This window comes from Williamsia sp. Y853, from assembly GCF_056786495.1.
This window is the reverse complement of the sequence record NZ_JBXCJC010000001.1, coordinates 1,419,315-1,437,961: the sequence shown is the minus strand read 5'-3', so window position 1 is coordinate 1,437,961 and position 18,647 is coordinate 1,419,315. Positions and strand designations below refer to the sequence as shown.

General features: G+C 65.0%; 19 protein-coding genes. 1 reads left to right on the top strand and 18 read right to left on the bottom strand.

All coding sequences use genetic code 11. From position 1 onward, the window contains the following. Positions 1-100 precede the first annotated feature (100 nt). The 15 genes from lysS to hpt all read right to left on the bottom strand — a co-directional run bounded on the left by lysS (position 101) and on the right by hpt (position 14,264). Positions 101-1,636, bottom strand: a complete 1,536-nt coding sequence (gene lysS / locus AC1TPF_RS06810; RefSeq protein WP_482143191.1) for a lysine--tRNA ligase — start codon at positions 1,634-1,636, stop codon at positions 101-103. A 133-nt stretch (positions 1,637-1,769) separates the two neighbouring features. Beyond that, positions 1,770-2,204 carry a hypothetical protein gene (locus AC1TPF_RS06805; protein WP_482143190.1) on the bottom strand — a complete coding sequence of 145 codons (435 nt, stop codon included), beginning with the start codon at positions 2,202-2,204 and terminating at the stop codon, positions 1,770-1,772. A 178-nt stretch (positions 2,205-2,382) separates the two neighbouring features. Further along, on the bottom strand, positions 2,383-3,198 hold the full coding sequence (locus tag AC1TPF_RS06800) for a type III pantothenate kinase (protein WP_482135879.1): 816 nt from the start codon (positions 3,196-3,198) through the stop codon (positions 2,383-2,385). 2 nt (positions 3,199-3,200) lie between these two features. Continuing rightward, the gene (gene panD, locus AC1TPF_RS06795; RefSeq protein ID WP_482143188.1) at positions 3,201-3,656 is read right to left on the bottom strand and encodes an aspartate 1-decarboxylase; all 456 of its coding nucleotides are present in this window, start codon (positions 3,654-3,656) and stop codon (positions 3,201-3,203) included. Next, entirely contained in the window at positions 3,653-4,570 is a 918-nt protein-coding gene (panC, locus tag AC1TPF_RS06790) for a pantoate--beta-alanine ligase (protein ID WP_482143186.1), read from the bottom strand. The genes panD and panC overlap by 4 nt, the downstream gene beginning before the upstream one ends. Continuing rightward, on the bottom strand, positions 4,570-5,460 hold the full coding sequence (locus AC1TPF_RS06785; RefSeq protein ID WP_482143185.1) for a Rossmann-like and DUF2520 domain-containing protein: 891 nt from the start codon (positions 5,458-5,460) through the stop codon (positions 4,570-4,572). The genes panC and AC1TPF_RS06785 overlap by 1 nt, the downstream gene beginning before the upstream one ends. Before the next feature lie 218 nt (positions 5,461-5,678). After that, positions 5,679-6,731: a DUF6779 domain-containing protein gene (locus AC1TPF_RS06780; protein ID WP_482143184.1), complete on the bottom strand. Its 1,053-nt coding sequence runs from the start codon at positions 6,729-6,731 to the stop codon at positions 5,679-5,681. An 89-nt stretch (positions 6,732-6,820) separates the two neighbouring features. Beyond that, positions 6,821-7,330, bottom strand: a complete 510-nt coding sequence (locus AC1TPF_RS06775) for a DUF3180 domain-containing protein (RefSeq protein ID WP_482143182.1) — start codon at positions 7,328-7,330, stop codon at positions 6,821-6,823. Continuing rightward, on the bottom strand, positions 7,327-7,872 hold the full coding sequence (gene folK, locus AC1TPF_RS06770; protein WP_482143180.1) for a 2-amino-4-hydroxy-6-hydroxymethyldihydropteridine diphosphokinase: 546 nt from the start codon (positions 7,870-7,872) through the stop codon (positions 7,327-7,329). Before folK ends, AC1TPF_RS06775 begins: the two co-directional genes overlap by 4 nt. A gap of 13 nt (positions 7,873-7,885) precedes the next feature. Next, a complete protein-coding gene (folB, locus tag AC1TPF_RS06765; protein ID WP_482135886.1) occupies positions 7,886-8,260 on the bottom strand; it encodes a dihydroneopterin aldolase in 375 nt (124 codons plus the stop codon). After that, the gene (folP, locus tag AC1TPF_RS06760; RefSeq protein WP_482143178.1) at positions 8,253-9,137 is read right to left on the bottom strand and encodes a dihydropteroate synthase; all 885 of its coding nucleotides are present in this window, start codon (positions 9,135-9,137) and stop codon (positions 8,253-8,255) included. The genes folB and folP overlap by 8 nt, the downstream gene beginning before the upstream one ends. Before the next feature lie 20 nt (positions 9,138-9,157). Then, the gene (gene folE, locus AC1TPF_RS06755) at positions 9,158-9,760 is read right to left on the bottom strand and encodes a GTP cyclohydrolase I FolE (RefSeq protein ID WP_482135888.1); all 603 of its coding nucleotides are present in this window, start codon (positions 9,758-9,760) and stop codon (positions 9,158-9,160) included. Then, positions 9,757-12,084 carry an ATP-dependent zinc metalloprotease FtsH gene (ftsH, locus tag AC1TPF_RS06750; protein WP_482143176.1) on the bottom strand — a complete coding sequence of 776 codons (2,328 nt, stop codon included), beginning with the start codon at positions 12,082-12,084 and terminating at the stop codon, positions 9,757-9,759. The genes folE and ftsH overlap by 4 nt, the downstream gene beginning before the upstream one ends. Positions 12,085-12,313: 229 nt before the next feature. Next, positions 12,314-13,675, bottom strand: coding sequence for an amidase (locus AC1TPF_RS06745; protein ID WP_482135890.1), 1,362 nt, complete (start codon positions 13,673-13,675; stop codon positions 12,314-12,316). A 10-nt stretch (positions 13,676-13,685) separates the two neighbouring features. Continuing rightward, positions 13,686-14,264 (bottom strand): hypoxanthine phosphoribosyltransferase, encoded by a 579-nt coding sequence (hpt, locus tag AC1TPF_RS06740; protein WP_482135891.1) that lies wholly within the window; start codon positions 14,262-14,264, stop codon positions 13,686-13,688. A 294-nt stretch (positions 14,265-14,558) separates the two neighbouring features. Here hpt and AC1TPF_RS06735 point away from each other — a divergent pair, with 294 nt between their 5' ends. Next, positions 14,559-15,182 (top strand): DUF8020 domain-containing protein, encoded by a 624-nt coding sequence (locus AC1TPF_RS06735; RefSeq protein ID WP_482135892.1) that lies wholly within the window; start codon positions 14,559-14,561, stop codon positions 15,180-15,182. Between the two features lie 11 nt (positions 15,183-15,193). Here the strand turns inward: AC1TPF_RS06735 and tilS are convergent, their stop codons facing one another. From tilS to dacB, 3 genes are read right to left on the bottom strand one after another with little or no spacing between them, the layout of a single operon-like run. After that, complete coding sequence (gene tilS / locus AC1TPF_RS06730; protein WP_482143175.1) at positions 15,194-16,162, bottom strand: tRNA lysidine(34) synthetase TilS; 969 nt, start codon at positions 16,160-16,162, stop codon at positions 15,194-15,196. Further along, positions 16,141-17,157 (bottom strand): zinc-dependent metalloprotease, encoded by a 1,017-nt coding sequence (locus AC1TPF_RS06725; protein ID WP_482135894.1) that lies wholly within the window; start codon positions 17,155-17,157, stop codon positions 16,141-16,143. Before AC1TPF_RS06725 ends, tilS begins: the two co-directional genes overlap by 22 nt. Next, positions 17,154-18,476: a D-alanyl-D-alanine carboxypeptidase/D-alanyl-D-alanine endopeptidase gene (gene dacB, locus AC1TPF_RS06720; RefSeq protein WP_482135895.1), complete on the bottom strand. Its 1,323-nt coding sequence runs from the start codon at positions 18,474-18,476 to the stop codon at positions 17,154-17,156. Before dacB ends, AC1TPF_RS06725 begins: the two co-directional genes overlap by 4 nt. Positions 18,477-18,647 lie beyond the last annotated feature (171 nt).

Genomic DNA, 18,647 nt, shown 5'->3' with positions numbered 1-18,647 from the left:
AACTCGGAACGAGCATATTCATGGAGGCCGCCTATTGGCCGACAGCATAGCGCGAATATCTTGTTCGCGCGAATAACGCACTAACGAGTTTAGAAAATTATCAATGCTGCGGCTTCACGAGTGGAAAGAGGATCGTTTCCCTAATCCCAAGACCGGTAAGCGCCATGAGAAGTCGATCAATCCCCATTCCGGTCCCCGTCGTCGGGGGCATCCCCTGCTCCATCGCGGCAAGAAACTCTTCGTCGAGCGCCATTGCCTCGTCGTCGCCGGCCCGCGCAAGCCTGGCCTGGTCGACGAACCGCTCCCGCTGAATGATCGGGTCGATCAATTCTGAATACCCGGTTGCCAATTCGAAACCACGAACATAGAGGTCCCATTTCTCACTGACGCCGGGCTTCGTCCGGTGCTCTCGGACCAAAGGCGAGGTCTCCACCGGGAAGTCCCGGACGAAAACCGGTCCCGACAGCGTGTCCCCGACCTGGTGTTCCCACAGTTCTTCGACGAGTTTCCCGTGGCCATAGCCCTTGCCCTCCGGGATCTCGAGCCCAACCCGGGCGCACACCGCCAGCAGGTGTTCCACCGTGGTGGCCGGCGTGATCTCTTCACCGAGGGCCTGCGACAACGACGGATACATCTCGACCGAGGTCCACTCGCCGCGCAGATCATTGACCGTTCCGTCGGCCATCAACGGCTGCAGCGTGCCCAACGCAGCGACCGCGACCTCTTGGATGATCTCCCGGATCATCGTGGCCGAGTCGTCGTAGGTGCCGTACGCCTCATACGTCTCGAGCATCGCGAACTCCGGCGAATGGGTGGAGTCGGCACCCTCGTTGCGGAAGTTGCGATTGATCTCGAAGACCTTCTCGATCCCGCCGACCACCGCACGCTTGAGGAAGAGTTCCGGCGCGATGCGCAGGTAGAGGTCGATATCCATGGCATTGGAGTGCGTCACGAACGGACGGGCCGCGGCGCCGCCGTGCAATGTCTGCAGCATCGGTGTCTCGACCTCGAGGAAACCGCGGCGTTCGAGTGCGGCGCGCAACTCTCGCATGACAGCAACCCGGGTCCGGGCCATGGCACGGGCCTCCGGCCGGACGATGAGATCGAGGTAACGCGCACGCACCCGAGCCTCTTCGTTCATCTCTTTGTGTGCCACCGGAAGCGGCCGCAGCGCCTTCGACGCCATCTGCCAGCTGTCCGCGAGAACACTGAGCTCGCCACGGCGGGAACTGATCACCTCACCGTGCACGAAGACAAAATCACCGAGATCGACGTCGGACTTCCACGCCGCGAGGGACTCCTCGCCAACACCGTTGAGGCTGATCATGGCCTGCAACTGCGTGCCGTCACCCTCCTGCAACGTGGCAAAACACAGCTTGCCGGTGTTGCGGACGAAGATCACACGGCCGGCGACACCAACATGGTCGCCCGTGGCGGTGTCGGTCTCGAGGTCGGGGTACTTGGCCCGGACCTGCGCCAATGAATGTGTTCGCGGTACGGAAACCGGGTAGGGCTCGGTTCCTGCCGAGAGCATCCGATCCCGCTTTTCGCGACGGATACGCAGCTGTTCCGGCGTCTGGTCTTCGACAGTGTCTGCATCTGTGTTGGTGCGGCGCTGGCCACGGTCTTCGTTCACGCCAACGACCCTATCGGCCGGAGCGCTTCGCGATCCATTCGCCAAGGTCAAGCGTAGACAAACAGTCACAAACCACAGTCACAAATCCCGGTCCCGCTCCGAGCCGCAACCACTTCCGGCCAGGGCGAGAGGATCAGTGCGCCGAGTAGGCATCCAGCTCGCGCCGGGTGTGCTCGCCGACTAGACCGGGCGTGACGCCTCGGGCCAATGCCCGCTGACCACCCACGACAAAACGGGCTCCGACGATGCCTCGCGCCTGCAGGTGCCAGGTCAGCATCTCCGCGTCGTGTCCGTCCGCGCCGACCAAGACCCAGCGCGCAGCGGTGGTGGCGCTCGACAAAGAGGCAGGCGAGCCGGGGGTCAAGCGGTCGAGGACGTTCTCGGCGGGAACAGCCAACGCCCCCATGAGGATTCCGTCGGTATCGCGGACACGCTGACTGCGGATGTCGACGGCGATCGCGCCGGCCTGCAAGGCGGGCCCGAACTGATCAGCCGAGATGGAGAGGGGCGCCGCCGCCGGAGCGGACACGGGAGCAGCGGAAGAGATGGGTGCCGTGAGCACAGACATGGTGGGTGCTTTCGAGAATGATCGGCGACAGAGCGCCAGAATCGGATGTTAGGGGTCATCGAGAGGCGTTAGCCCCGACAACACTCCTGACAGCTCCGGTTCATCACGGTCGAGATTCTGCCACATCGATTCGGCTCGCACCAGTGGGGACGATCACAGGACTGGGGCCTGCGAGAGATCAGTGATCTGACCGTGTCTTGCCGCGACTTTCGCGCTGCCGCTCGTAGACCAGCCGCAGACCGTCCAGCGTCAGCGTCGGCTCATGATGCTGCAATGTCTCGCACTCGTCGAACACCAGCGGTGCGAGATACCCCGTGGCGACCACCGCCACATCGTCGGCGGGGCCGAATCCGCGGATCTCCCGACGCACCCGGGTCACCAACCCGTCGACCTGTCCCGCGAATCCGTAGAGGATGCCCGACTGCAACGCCTCGATGGTGTTCTTGCCGACCACACTGCGCGGCGGCAACAACTCCACCTTGCGCAACGTCACCGTCGCGGTGGCCAGCGCCTCCACGGCCAGGTCGATGCCCGGCGCGATGGCGCCGCCGAGGAACTCACCCTTCGCCGAGACCACATCGACCAGGGTTGTCGTCCCGAAATCGACGACGATGCAGGCCCGCCCGTAGGCCGTGTAGGCCGCGAGCGCGTTGGCGACCCGGTCTGTGCCGACCTCTTTCGGGTTGTCGACCAACAGCGGAACCCCGGTCCGCACACCGGGTTCAAGGAGAACATGGGGTCCGGCGCCGTAGTACTTCCCGACCATCACTCGCATTTCACGCAGCAGTGATGGCACCGTGGACAGGCCGACCACCGACGTGACCTGGTCGACGTCGGGACCCAGCAGTCCCCGGAGATTCAGTGCGAGTTCGTCCGCGGTCATCCGCGGTTCGGTCCGCATCCGCCAGTCCCGGATCAGACGGGCATGGTCACCGCGCCCGGAATAGACACCCAGGTGGATGTTGGTGTTACCGACGTCCAGGGCGAGCAGCATGATCAGGCTGTAGCGGAAGACAATGGGGCGGAAGGCAATGGGGTGGAGGACAATTCGCGCGGATCCAGGAGCCCGCTGCCTTCCGGGGCATGGGCCGGGTCGGCCCCCTGCTCGAGGATCTTGTTCTGCTCGTCGACGAACACCACCCGTGGGCTGTACTCGAGCAGCTCGCGCTCGTCGAGGCCACCATAGGCGATCAGGATGACCAGGTCCCCGGGATGCACGAGATGTGCTGCGGCACCGTTGATACCGATGACACCCGAGCCGCGCTCACCGGCAATCGTGTACGTCTCCAGACGTGCACCGTTGGTGATGTCGACGATCGAGACCTTCTCGCCTTCGAGCAGGCCCGCGGCGTCGAGTAGATCCTGATCGACCGTCACCGAACCGACGTAATGCAGATCCGCCTGCGTCACGGTGGCGCGGTGGATTTTTGATGTCATCATCGTGCGAATCATGGTGTGTTCTCTCCTCTTTCGACGAAACCCGTACCTATCGCGACGCCTACGTTGTCGATCAGCCGAGTGCTGCCGATCCGAGCTGCGACCAAAAGCCTGCCGTCACCCTTGTCCGGGGGCGCTTCCAAACCCGGGCCGCGCACTTCCAGGTAATCGACCTCGATCTCCGGATGTAGTGCGAGCACCTGCCCGGCCGTTTCGAGAATTGCCTGCACACCACCGGCTGCCGCATAGGCACCGGCGACCAGGGCCGCAGACAGGGTCGTGGCCAGCTCACGCTGCGCCGGATCGAGGTACCGGTTACGCGAAGACATTGCGAGCCCGTCGGATTCACGCACGGTCGGCACGCCGACGATGCGGATGTCGAGGTCGAGGTCGCGCACCATCTGCCGGATCAACGTCAGCTGCTGGTAGTCCTTCTCACCGAAGTACGCCTCCATCGGTGCCGCGATGTTGAGCAGCTTGAGCACCACGGTCAGCATCCCGGCAAAGTGGGTCGGCCGTGACGCCCCTTCGAGCTCGGCGCCAAGGGGGCCCGGATGCACGGTGGTCCGAGGACCATTCGGGTACATGTCCGAGACCCGCGGCGCGAAGACCAACTCGACTCCCGCAGCGCGCAACAGATCGCAGTCGGTGTCGAACGTCCGCGGGTAGGCGTCGAGGTCCTCGTCGGCCGAGAACTGCAGCGGGTTCACGAAGATCGAGGTGATCACCACGGCATCACCCTTGGCCTTGGCCGCCCGGATCAGCTCCAGATGACCGGCGTGCAGCGCGCCCATCGTCGGGACCAGCACCACCCGTTTGCCGGTCGACCGCAAGGCCCGGCTGATCTTGTTCAGCATCGCCGGATCGCGGTGGACGGTCAATTTACCTGCCGTATACGGCTTTTCAGACGTCAGGTCGGTACCCGGCATCAGTGCTCACCTCCGAGGAGCTCGGTCAGATCAGGGGGTGGATCGGTATACGCGGCGGCGCGACGGGCCATCGCCCGGTATCCGTCGGCGATGGCGGGGTCTGCTGCGGTCAGCGCGTCGAGGTGGCAGGCAACCGCAGCGGTGTCGCCGCGCTTGACCGGCCCGGTCAGCGCCGCAGGGCCCATATGCAGGGCATTGTCGAGGGCTGCGGTCAGCAGCGGGCCGAGGAGCCGTTCCGGCCGCACGTCTTGTCCGTCGAGGACCTTGCGCAGGGCGGCTGCGGCGTCACAGACCAGGGCCACCAGATGATTTGCGCCGTGCGCCAATGCCGCGTGATAGAGCGTCCGGTCGGTTTCGTGGACGTGGACCGGTTCACCACCCATCTCCAGCACCAGGGACTGTCCGATGGCCAGACCGATCTCGTCGGCGGCGGTGACCCCGAAACAGCAGTCGTTGAGGCGGTCGGTGTCTTCTCCGGTACCGATGAAGGTCATCGCCGGATGAAGGGCCAGCGGCAACGCTCCGGCGTCGGTGAGGGGATCGAGAATGCGAACGCCGTTGGCTCCGGCGGTATGGGCAACAATCGTGCCCGGCCGAACCGAGCCGGACGCGGCGAAGTCGGCGATGAGCAGCGGGAGTTGATCGTCGGGTACTGCCAGAATCAGCAGTTCGCACCGCGCCGCGACTTCACGCGGGGCAAGGATCTCTGATTCGGGCAGTCGTTCGGCGGCCCGACGCCGCGACTGTGGCGACGAAGCTGCAACCGCTCCGACCACGTGTTCGGCACGTTCGAGCGCCTCACCGATGGTTGTGCCCACACGGCCCGCCGACACGATGCCCACCGTCAGGCGGGCAGGCGCGGGCCAGTTGGTAATCCCGGTCGAGGTCACCGATGTCCTCCATCATTCGTTCCAGTCCCACCGAACCCGTCCAACCGGATGATTGATCACGGTCGAAAGAGTCGATTTCGGGTACCAGACGTCTCGCAGCGAGGATAGATCCCGCAGCGTCGAAACCGCCAACCGCTGTGATCGGCCTCACCGAAATGCATATCGGCCGCGGTGGCCAGAACCCGGCCGCGCACTACCTGTTGTCGAACCGATCGGACTCAGTCGCGGCGGCGACGGCGCCCTGAGCTGGGGGAAGAACCTGCAAACCCCTGGAGCAGTTCCGAGACCGAACGGCCGGATTCATGAGCCCCTGAGTGATCGGGCGAACCTTCGCCCTCGGCCAGCAGAGCATCGGGGATGGCATCCTCGGGCGGTGCGACTTCCCATTCATCGGTCGGGTTGTCATCGGCAAAACCTTCGGGGTCCGCAGCGTCCTCGGCGGGCTCATCAGCACGACGACGCCTACCCGAGGCACGGGGTTCGGACTCCGAGGCCGGTTCGGCAGTGCTGTCATCGGCCGATTCGTCGACCAGCTCGGCGACGATCTCTTCGTCTTCGTCCTCGGCCTCGGCCGGTTCGGCTGTGGCCGGCTCGGGCTCGGCGGGCAGTGGCTCCTCGGCGGCGATCACCGGAAAGACCTCGGTCATGTCGTCACCCCCACGTGGGGAGTCGTCGGCAGGCGGTGCCGTGGACGCGAAGTCCTGTTCGGCAAGCGCGCCGTCATCGACGAGACCACTCGGGTACTCGGCAAAACCGGAGGCATATGCGGCATCCGGACGATTGAGCCAACTGGATCCGTTCTCCAGCTCGGGTAGCTTCTCCCGGAAGAGCGCGATGCGATCTTCCGGCAGTTCGCCGAGGATCTGCTCCAAACTCTCACGAAGCGACTGCAGCTCGGTCTTGAGCGCGGCGAGTTCGGAACCGGATTCGGCGCTGACCTCGCGGCGAACCTGAGTCTCGACACCGAGTTCGTACTGGCGGCGGGCGGTGATCTCGCGCTCGAGCTGCAATTCGTAGACCAACCGCAGATCACGGGCCTTCGCGTCCGCGGAATCTGCGGCGCGACGGTATTTGGTCACCAGGATGGCGCCGATGACCGCAGCCCACAGCGCGGTGATGACGGCCAGCGAACCGGCCACGCTCATCTCCGAAGTGACGATCATGAACACGCTCGAACCGAGAGCGAGCAGCAGCAACGCGCCGATGAGCCATTGGCCCGGACCACGACGAGTCCTTCTGGCGTCAGCCGAGCGGCCAGCGGAGGTGGTCATGGGGCAAACATACCGGGCTGTGGCGGACGAATTCGCCATCTCACCCGGCAAGTCCTGTTATAGACGGTCATGATGATTGTCACCGCCGATCAGGCGGGGAGATCCTCGGACGGATCATCAGGCGCGCGACAGCAATATTCGAGCCACAACGCCGCGACCGCAAGCAGGATTGCACCGATCAACCCGACGATCGCGCTCGGCAGATCCTCCCGCGCGGCGGCCAGTTCACTTTGTCGTGTCAGGAGATAGACGAGCGTCCCGGCCCATACACCCGTTGCGAGCGCACCGAGGATCGCCGACGCCTTCGCCAGTGCCAGAACCCGCGCCGCGGTGATCGGATGCAACTGTCCGTGGTGCGCACCGACCTCGCGGTCCCGGACGCGCGAACGGACAACGAATGCGATCACAATTTCAAGTGCGGCAAGCAGATACAGCACCACACCGGCCAGCAATGGCAGCGGCGGCATCGAACCGTAACTGACGCGGACCAGCAGGAACACCACCACGGCGGCAACCGCGGCCAAGGCCGACAGATCACGGACCCGGGTCGGACCCATCTTGCCGTCATCGGACTGCTGCCGCGGATTTCGCCGGTTCATCGGCCCGTGTCCGCCTCGTCGCGGCCGGCGACCACAAGTTGCCGGTCGGTGCGGTGCACCCCAGATCGCTCGTCGTCCGGTAGTGCCGCAAGCAGATCGGCCACCGGGGTCGCTGCGCCGTCATGCCACAGCGTCGCCGCCGGATCAACATCGCGCCACGGGGTCAGGACAAACGCGCGTTGCGACGCCCTCGGATGCGGCAGCGTCAGGGTCGGATCATCAGAGATGACATCGCGGCCCGCACTGGTCACCGAGATGACGTCGACATCCAGAGTTCTTGGACCCCAATGCTGTTCGCGGATCCGCTGCGCCTGCTGCTCGAGCTCCTGCCCGGCGGCCAGCCAATCGGCGGCCTCCCGGTTCGGATCATCGACCACCACAACAGCATTGAAGAAGTCCTGCTGCTCCACACCACCCCAGGGCGCGGTCGAGTAGACGGCGGAGGTCGCCACCACCACATCGGCGAGCCCGTCGCAGACCGACTGCAGATGCGCCATCCGATCCCCGATGTTGGAGCCGATCGAGAGCACCGCACGGCTCACGGTGTTGCCCCACTCATTGCATGCCCTTACGGGACCGCCTGGCCACCACCGCAACATCGTCGAACGTCAGCGGGATCGGCGCGGACGGCTTGTGAAGCGTCACTTCGCACGCCGCCACCTGCTCCGTTTCGAGCATCACCGTGTCGGCGATTTCGGCGGCCACCGTCTCGATCAGATTCCGCGGGGTTCCCGCGATGATGTCGTGCGCGGTCTGAGCCAGTGCGCCGTAGTCGACCGTGTCGGCAAGGTCATCGGTGGCCGCAGCGACCCGCGAGTCGACCCACAGGATCACATCGACGATGAAGTCCTGGCCATCGGTGCGCTCATGGTCGAACACGCCATGGTTGCCCCGGACCTTCAACCCGCGCAACTCGATTCGGTCAGCCATTGCGCCCCTTCGTATCGACTTGTTCGTTCACAACCGGAGATCCACCGGCGTTCCATGCCTTCGCAACGGCGATCGCATCGCGACTCGACGCCACGTCGTGTACCCGAACACCCCACGCGCCGTGGGCCGCAGCCAGCGCACTGAGTGCGGCCGTGGCCACTTCCCGTCCAGCAGGCGGCCTCGGATTCCCATCGGCGTCGGCGAGAAGGGTCCCCAGGAAACGCTTCCGGGAAGCCCCGATGAGCACCGGGAACCCCAACTCCAGGAACTCGGGTAGACGCTGCAACAACGCCCAGTTGTGTTCGCCTGTCTTCGCAAAGCCCAGTCCGGGGTCGAGGATCAGCGCACCGGGATCGACACCGGCCTTCACGGCGGCGTCGACCTGCTCGAGGAGTTCGCTTCTGACCTCGGACACCACATCGCCATATCCGGCAGCTCTACCCGAATGCGCCCAGTCGGCATCCGTCGGCCGCCAGTGCATCAGAATCCAGGGTGACCCCGATTCCGCGACGACCTTGGCCATGTCGGGATCGGCGCGGCCACCGGAGACGTCGTTGATGATGCCGACCCCGGCCGACAACGCGGCCTCCGCGACCCGGGCCCGCATCGTGTCGACCGACGTCACGATCCCGCGTGCCGACAGGCCTTCGATCACCGGCCGGATGCGCGCGATCTCCAATTCGGAGTCGACCCGCTGGGCACCCGGTCGCGTTGATTCACCACCGACGTCGATGATGTCCGCGCCGTCGGCCACCAGAGCAACACCGTGCTCGATGGCTGCGTCGACATCGAGATACCGACCGCCGTCCGAGAAGGAATCGGCGGTCACATTGACCACGCCCATGATGACCGTGTTCACGACGCCCGAACCCTTCATGACGGCACTGTCTTGCAGCACTAGCTCTTTCGGGAAATCAGATCCAGTGCTTCTCCACGCGAGATCGCACTGGTCTTGAACTGCCCGCGGACCGCCGAGGTGGTGGTCGTGGCACCCGGCTTACGGATACCGCGCATCGCCATGCACAGGTGCTCGGCCTCGATCACGACGATGACACCGCGCGGATCGAGCCTCCGGACGATCGCGTCGGCGATCTGTGTGGTGAGCCGCTCCTGGACCTGCGGCCTGCGGGCATACAGGTCGACAACCCGGGCAAGCTTCGACAAGCCGGTGACCTGACCGCTGGCACCGGGGATGTAACCGACATGGGCGACACCGTGAAACGAGACCAGATGATGCTCGCAGGTCGAGTACATCGGGATGTCTTTGACCAGGACCAATTCGTCGTGCCCGACATCGAATGTGGTCGCGAGGACCTCATCGGGATCGGTGTGCAGGCCGCCGAACATCTCCTGGTAGGCCCGGGCCACCCGGGCCGGAGTCTCCTTCAGCCCATCACGTTCCGGGTCCTCACCGACAGCAATGAGAAGTTCTCGAACAGCGCGCTCGGCACGCTCAGCATCAAAAGGGGCAATCGCGGTGCAGTCTTCGCGGTACGTCATTGTCCATTCTGTCCGGTTGAGGGCGGTTGGCCGTTCTGGCCTTCATCGCCCTGGCCGCCACCGTTGTGTCCGCCGCCGTGTCCGTCACCATTGTGATGTCCGTTTGCCGGAGGCCGACCATAGGGGTTGTGCGGTTGTGCATAAGGATTCCCTGGTGCCTGTGGGTAGCCACCATTGGGGTACCCACCACCGGGTTGCCCGTTCGGCTGGCCACCGCCCTGGGGGCCACCGCTCGGAGAGTTACCAGGGGGCCATCCCGGTGCCGACCACCCGGCCGGAGCACCGTAATCAGGACGGGTTCCACCCGAAGTCGCACCCGGCTGCTGCTGACCCGGTGCGGGCTGCGCATGCGAACCCGTTTTTGTCAGCTCCGGCGTTTTCGGGGCCTCGGGCGGCCACGGCTCGCCGCGTTCCTTGGCCAGCTCACCGGGGGTCTTGACCGGCGGCTTGTCGCTGGGGGTTCGCTCACCGAAGTCGTTGAACGTGGTGATGCGGGGACGCTTTGAGACCTTGTCGAAGATCTTCTCGAGGTCCTTGCGGGTCAGCGTCTCGCGTTCGAGCAGCTGGGTCGCGAGTTCATCGAGGGTGTCCCGGTACTCGGTGAGGATGGCCCAGGCCTCGGTGTGCGCGGCCTCGATCAGGCGACGCACCTCGTCGTCGATCTCGCTGGCAACCTCGGGCGAGTAATCCGCATGCGTGCCCATCGATCGGCCCAGGAACGGATCGCCCTGCTCCTGGCCATAGCGAACGGCGCCCAAGCGGGCACTCATGCCGTACTCGGTCACCATCGCGCGGGCGATCTTGGTCGCTTGATCGATGTCGGACGACGCTCCGGTGGTCGGCTCGTGGAACACCAGTTCCTCGGCAGCGCGCCCACCCATCGCCATCACCAGACGAGCGATCATCTCCGACCGTGTCATCAGGTCTTTGTCCTGCTCGGGCACGGCCAGAGCATGTCCGCCGGTACGACCGCGGGCCAGGATCGTCACCTTGTAGATCGGGTCGAGATCGGGCATCGCCCACGCGGCCAGGGTGTGGCCACCCTCGTGGTACGCCACGATCTTCTTCTCGTGTTCGCTGATTATCCGGCTCTTACGACGCGGACCACCGATGACGCGATCGACCGACTCTTCGAGGAGTTCGGCGGTGATCGTGGTGCGGTTTTCGCGAGCCGCGAGCAATGCGGCCTCGTTGATGACGTTCGCCAGGTCGGCGCCGGACATGCCGGGTGTGCGCTTGGCCAGACCGTCGAGGTCGGCGTCGGCGTCGATCGGCTTGCCCTGGGCGTGGACGTTCAGGATCGCCCGGCGTCCGGCCATGTCGGGGTTGCTGACCGGGATCTGGCGGTCGAAGCGGCCCGGACGCAGCAGCGCCGGGTCGAGGATGTCGGGACGGTTGGTCGCCGCGATCAGGATGACGCCCGAACGCTCACCGAATCCGTCCATCTCCACCAGCAACTGGTTGAGGGTCTGCTCGCGCTCGTCATGACCACCGCCGAGGCCTGCACCACGCTGGCGGCCGACCGCATCGATCTCGTCGACGAAGATGATGCAAGGACTGTTGTTCTTGGCCTGCTCGAACATGTCACGCACTCGCGAGGCACCGACGCCGACGAACATCTCGACGAAATCCGAACCGGAGATCGTGAAGAACGGGACACCGGCCTCACCGGCAACCGCGCGTGCGAGCAGCGTCTTGCCGGTTCCGGGTGGGCCGTAGAGCAGCACACCCCTGGGGATCTTGGCGCCGAGTGCCTGGTAGCGGGCCGGGTTCTGCAGGAAGTCTTTGATCTCGAAGAGTTCTTCGACGGCTTCATCGGCACCGGCGACATCTGAGAACGTGGTGGACGGCATGTCTTTGGTGAGCTGTTTGGCCTTGGACTTCCCGAAGCCCATGACACCGCCCTTGCCACCACCTTGCATCCGGCTCATCACGAAGAAGAACAACCCGAACAGCAAGACCAGCGGCAGGATGAAGATCAGCATCTGCATCAGGAACGAGTCTTTGTTGACGTTCGTCTGATACGTCGCACCGGTGTCGTTGACGCGGTTGAAGATCTCTTCGGTGGCTTGCGCCGGGTACTTCGCCGAGATCTTCTTCTCACCGTCCGTCTGACTCGGATCCTTGATCGTCATCCGCAGCGTCTGCTCGCGGTCGTCGATCTGCACCTCGTCCACGTTCTTGGTGTTGAGCTGCGTAATCGCCACCGACGTGTCGACGGCCTTGTAGTCACGATTGTTGTCCCGTAGCAGGGTCCAACCCCAGATCGCCAGCACGATAACGGCCACGATCGCCAGATTGCGAAAGACAGTCTTACGGTTCATTGAGGTGTGTCAGCCGAGACCGAGAGCCACGTCTGTGGCTCTCGCTGTGATTTCGGCGCGTCCTTCCAGTCGGGATATCTGAGTTCTCAGGCTACCCGTCAACGATTCACCATGGTCAGGCGTTCCCTAGGAGCGCAATTGCAGGTCAATCCATCGGGTGCCCGCTTACGCTTCTCACACTTGCGCGGCCTGCAGACCACGCGGGCGTGATACCGATGAGCGGGCGCGGTCAGAAGCCGGGTGCGACCCTCTGCCAGGGACGGGCGCCTTCGATCTGGGCAGCCAAGGTCAGCAGGCGCGCTTCGGATCCGGGCCTGCCTGCGAAGTGCACGGCAAGGGGGGTGCGGGTGACCGGGTGAACGCCGAAGGGGACCGACATCGCCGGCCAGCCCAGGAGATTGAAGAGCCCGCAGAAGGGGGCATAGCCGACGTTGGCCCACATGTTCGCGGCCCAACTCGCCGAACTCCATTGCTTCGCCGCAGGCGGAGACGTCGCCAATGCCGGGGTCAGGAGCACATCGGCCTTGTTGCGGTCGAGGTATGCGAGGACTTTCTTCTCGATCTTGTCGACCTGACTGTCGTTCACCAGATCGAAACGGGTCACAGTCCGCCCGAGTGACGTATGGACTTTGCTGCGCCGCTGCAGCTTGTCCAGATCCCCACCGGCCGCCTCGATGTCATCGGCATCGGCGGCCGCACCGGCAAGCCAACGCATCAGCAGGGGCGCGGGATTCGCGGGGTACGGCAGGTCTGCGTGCGGCACCCGGTGACCGAGGTCGGCCAGCAGTGAACTGCAACTCTCCTGCGCCTGCGCCCAATGTTTGTCGGTCTTGCCGACGGCAAGGGGAAAGTTCTCGGCCACGACGATGCCCAGCGATCCCGGATCTGTCGACAGACCCGCCTTCGCCAGATCTGGCGCATCGGCCATCACCGAGAGCATCAGTGCCGCGTCGGCGACCGTGGTGGCCAGTGGCCCGTTCTCACTCATGCCGAACCAGCCGTTGCCACCAAACTCGGACGGCACCACGCCCCGCCCCGGTTTGATGCCGAAGACTCCGCAGTCTGCCGCCGGTATCCGGATCGAGCCCAGCCCATCGTTGCCGTGGGCGATGTCGACCTGGCCACTGGCAACGGCGGCGGCCGATCCGCCCGACGAACCGCCAGGGGTTCGCTTGGTATTCCAGGGATTACGCGAAATGGTGGCCTGATTATCCGTGGTCCCCCACATACACAATTCCGGAACTGCGGTGGTCCCGATGACAATCGCCCCGGCCGCACGCAATCTCCGAACAACGGTGTGGTTGGTCAACTGCGGCGCACGGCTGGTGGCCTGCGATCCGACCGTCATGATTTCACCGGCGATCGGAATATTGTCCTTGATCGCCACCGGCACACCTGCCAACGGCAATTCAGCAAGTTGTGGATGCGCGGTCAAAACCTCGGCTTCGGAAACAGCCCGGTCGGCCCGGACCGCGACAAAAGCACCCAGTTCCGAATCGCGCTGTGAGATCCGGGCCAGCGCCTCCCGGGTGACCTCGACTGGGTCAAGCCGTCCCGCGCGTACTCCGGCGGCGGTCTGGACTGCAGTCATCGATCACCTTTTAGTCTGTGTAGACGGACGGATGCAAGCGGCCGACGTACGGCAGGTCGCGGTAGCGCTCGGCGTAGTCGAGACCGTATCCGACGACGAACTCGTTGGGGATGTCGAATCCGACATCGGCCACATGTACGTCCGCGCGGACCGCATCTGGTTTGCGCAGCAGTGTGCACACCTCCAGAGACCGCGGGTGGCGGGTGCGGAGGTTCTTGATCAGCCAGGACAGGGTCAATCCCGAATCGATGATGTCCTCGACGATCACGACGTCGCGATCGTTGATGTCGCGGTCGAGGTCCTTGAGAATCCGCACCACGCCCGACGACGATGTCGACGAGCCGTACGAACTCACGGCCATGAACTCGAGCTGCGAAGGGATCGGCAACGCCCGGGCGAAGTCGGTCATGAACATGACCGCCCCCTTGAGGACCCCGATCAGAACGAGGTCGTCCGGAGCGTCCCGGTAGCGCGAGGCGACCGTCTCGGCCAACTCGATGGTCCGCTGCCTGATCTGCTCCTCTGTGACCACTACCGCTTCGATGTCATTGCCGTATGGATCACGCTGCGCCGTCACAAGGGACATCATGCCTCAAACGCCATGACAGCAATTGCAGGGGGCAACAACCTGCCAAAGCATCGCGAAGTCCACCGAACGGATGATTTCCACCATCGCGAGTTTTTCGCAATCACAGTTTTGTTTTACTGATTGCGCGCGACACCGAAGCACACAAGATCCACGAGCCGTTTCGAAATACGGTCAGGGGGAGCGATCGGCGAAAGTCGGACAGCTTTCGGTTGAATCGAAATTGGGCACGTGGCGAAAATCAATCACCTTTCGGGTGACGCTTCACACCCGCCCAAAACCCCTCAGGACGTACCCATGAAACGCAGAAATGGATTCATCGCACTCATTGCATCAGCCGTCACCGCCGCCGGCTTCCTGACAGCAATACCGGCAAATGCCGCACCGGCCAATGACATCAACTATCAGGCCGACATCGTCGGGGGCGACCAGATCGTCCTTTCGACAGACATCGGGTCACTGCGTACCAACGACGGTCAGCTCGAGATCGTCGACGCCACCGGCAACGTGGCTGCCACCGTTCCGCTGTTCTTCAACCTCGACAACCAACAGTTCCCGATCGCGGCGAATGTGGACGGCCGCACGGCCACCCTCACACCGGTTGTCGATCCGGCCGCGGCCACCCCGGTCGCCGCGCCCACGACCCGAGAAGAACGCGACATGCAGGCGCTGGAGACGCTCGGCACCTACATATCGGTGTCCGTGGCGATCGGCGGGTTGGTCGGCACCATCATCGGCGCCGGGATCGGTTGTGTCCTCGGACTGCCTGCCGTTGTAGCCGGTTGCCTCCCGGGTGCCGTCACCGGAGCCGGTATCGGCGGCGTCCTCGGCACGATCGCGGTCGGCGGACCCACCCTGATCGGCGCTGCGATCCAGTACTTCAACACGATCAATTCGCCCTTCGTGGCACCGGCACCCTGATCCGGCGCGATTCAACGCTCGCGGCGCTCGACGACAAGTCGGGCGCCGCGTCTGCTCACCTGGGTACGAAACTGCGGCCGGCCACCGATCGCCACCGCTCCCTGGCCTCGCCACCGCATGACCAACGCGTCGACCGCCTGAACCACGGCGTCGGTGGGCTCGGTGGCGCCATTGGCCAGCAACCACCGTCGCAGCAGGCGCAGCCGGATGGCACCCGGCAGCGCCGCGAGGTCGGCATAATCCACCTCAACGCCGTCGACAAGCGCGGCGTGGTCATCGACCATCCCTTCGACCACGTCGACGTCGAGCTGCAGCTGCCGCGCGGTCCGCGCCAATGCCTCGGCGACGCCCCCTTGCAGCACCTCCTCGAGCAGTGGCATCACCTCACGCCGCAACCGGACGCGAGTGAACCGCGGATCCCGGTTGTGCGGATCCTCGTACGGGGTCACATCGAGTTCGACGCAGGCGGCCACCGCGACCGAGCGTCGTACACCGAGGAGCGGCCGCCCGAACGGTGGCGCCCACGGCCGCATCCCGGCCACGGACCGGGCTCCCGACCCGCGCGCGAAACCCAGCAGTACGGTTTCGGCCTGGTCGTCGAGTGTGTGACCGAGAAGGACCGGTCGATCAGCGCGATGCGCGTCGAAAGCTGCGTACCGAGCGCGACGGGCCGCCGCTTCCGGACCACCGGCACCGGCAACGTCCACCCCGACGATCACCGGTTGCGCACCAAGCGCCGCTGCCATCGCCGCCGCCTTTTCGGCGACCACGTCCGAACCGGCCTGCAAACGGTGGTCGACGATCAGGGCCCGCACGTCCAGGCCCGCCCGCACGGCAGCCGCGGTCAGCGCGGTCGAATCAGGGCCCCCAGACAACCCCACGCACACCTGCGGCCCGGTCAGATACTTGCGGGCGAAAACCTTTACCGCCCTGGTGATCTCGGAGACCGCTCCGGAGTTCACAACACGCGATCGATCCACGCCCGGGGGGTTTCGATCTCAGCGGGCGTCGGCATCGTCTCCGGGCCGGTCCAGATCGCGTTGAAGCGGGTCATGCCGACCGTCTCGACCACTTCGTCCACAAATGCCTTGCCCCGCGTGTACTGGGCGATCTTCGCGTCCATGCCCATCAACGTGCGCAGCAGCCGCTGTACGGGGTTCTGAGGCCTGGCCCGACGCTTGTCGAATGCGGTGCGAATCCGGTCGACGGTCGGCACCTTGGCCGGACCCACCGCGTCCATCACGTGGTCGGCGTGGCCTTCGAGGAGCGTGCCGAGCATCATCATCCGGCTGAACGCTTCGTACTGCTCCGGGGACTGCAGGAGCTGCATCGCGCCGACAATTCCTTTTTCCCTCGGGAGATCGCTGCGGAGCGCGGCGCTGATCCGCGACACCATCTCACCGGTGGACTCGACATCCTCGGAAGTGAGCGCCTCGACGTTCGACTGCATGTAGTCACGCAGCCAGGGGTTCGCCGAGAACTGCACCCGATGGGTCACCTCGTGCAGGCACACCCAGAGCCGGAAGTCGGCCGGTACCACCCGCAACCCACGCTCGACCGCGATGATGTTGGGGGTCACCAGCATCAGCACGCCGTCGTGTCCGCTGATCGGATCCGGGGTGAACGGGTCGTACTGACCCAGGATGGCGCTCGACATCAGGGCCAGCAGTCCACCGGCCTGCAGACCCGCGATTCGTCCGGTCACCCCGGGCTTTTCGTCGGGTTCACCGGGGTCGAGCATCGCCGCCATCGACAGTGCCGCCGCCTCGATCCATTCGCCGCGGTCGAGTACCCGCGCTGCGGGCACCGGAAGTCCGTCGGCCAGCCCGGTGACCTCCCGAACCGGCACTTCGGACGCCACTGCCGACGCCGCCAGCTCGTTGCGGGCGGCTTCGGCCGTGTAGGCCGTGGTCAGCGGACCGGGCCGGGCGATCTTCTTGCCCACCGACGCGGCGAGCTCCCAGTCGATACTCATCGGCATCCGCAATCACGCAAGGCCGCGGCGACCGCATCGAGCGCGGGCCGGGCCTCGGTCGGCCCGGTGCCATTGGACATCAGAGCAAAACTGAGCACGCGTCCTTCTTTCGTCTGCACCACTCCGGCCAACGCACTGGCGACCGTCAATGTTCCGGTCTTTGCGCGGATCCAGCCGGCACCGTCGGCGTTCTCGAGAACAAAACGCTCCGCCAGGGTGCCGGTCGCACCGGCCACCGGCAGCATGTCCAGCAGCGGCCGCAGCTTCGGCTGGGCTGTCCCGGCTCCGGCGCCGGTCACCTTGTCGAGCAACCCGGCCGAAATTCTGTTGTCCTCGGATAGGCCGCTGACATCCCCGAAGACCGTGCCATCCATGTTGAAACCGTTATCACTCAGAACTTTTCGAACAGCTTCGATACCTCCGGCCAGCGTCGGCCTGCCGCCGATCGCCTTGGAGATCTCAATGGACGTGGTCTCGGCGAGCACGTTGTCGCTGGCACGCATCATGTCCCCGAGTCGGGTCACCAGGGGCGCCGACGTGACGGTGGCGATCACGGCGCCGCCTGCCGGAGCAGTTGCCTGGACCACGGGGTTCTCGACGCCGAGCGCCGCGGCCAGTGCCGTCCCGGCGGCCAGTGCCGGGGTCGGGGTCCGCGGCGAATCGATCTCCAGCGGATCGATTCGCCCGGAATCGGCGATGAGCGATTCGATCGGTGTGATGTTGCCGTCGGCGATGTCCACCGGATCCCAACTCGACGCCATCGTCGGACCGGAGAAGGCACTGGTGTCGACCGCCACCGAGGTGACATCGATACCGGCCTTCTCGATCTGATCGGCCAGCGCGGCGATCCGCGGGGCATCGGTGAAGAACGTCTCCTGCCCCTCTGGTTGCGCGGACAGCGTCGGGTCGCCCGCGCCAACCAGGATCACCTGTCCGTCGGCACCGGCAACCACCGTGGTCGAGATCCGCTGATCATGCGGCAACGCCAGCAAAGCGGCCGCCGTGGTGAGGATCTTGATCGTCGAAGCCGGCACCATCGGGCGGTTCGGGGTCTGCGACCAGAGTGTCTGACCGGTGAGCGCATCGGAGACCTCGCCCGACAGCTCGCCCAGACCCGGGTTCGACAGCACCTCCGACAGAGCGGCAGCGATCCCGGCCGACGTGGGCAGCGGCGCATCGGTGGCCACCGGGCTGATCTGCGGGACAAGCGATACCGGCGACGGCTGCGCGGAGGCACCCGCAGGCAGACTGTTGTGCTTCTCGTCCACACGCAACGCGATGACCAGTACAATCGCCGCGACGACGATCAGTACAACCACCGGTAGTAGCGTCCACAGGAGCCCCTTGCGACTCGGCGAACTGCCTGGCACGAATTACCTCCGGTCGAAGTTCTTGCCGCTCGCGGCGGGCACAGGTCTCCACAGTATCGTTGAGTCGATTTGCTGACCGGCTACCGGAGAACACTTTGGGTAGGCAGAACACACGAGGAG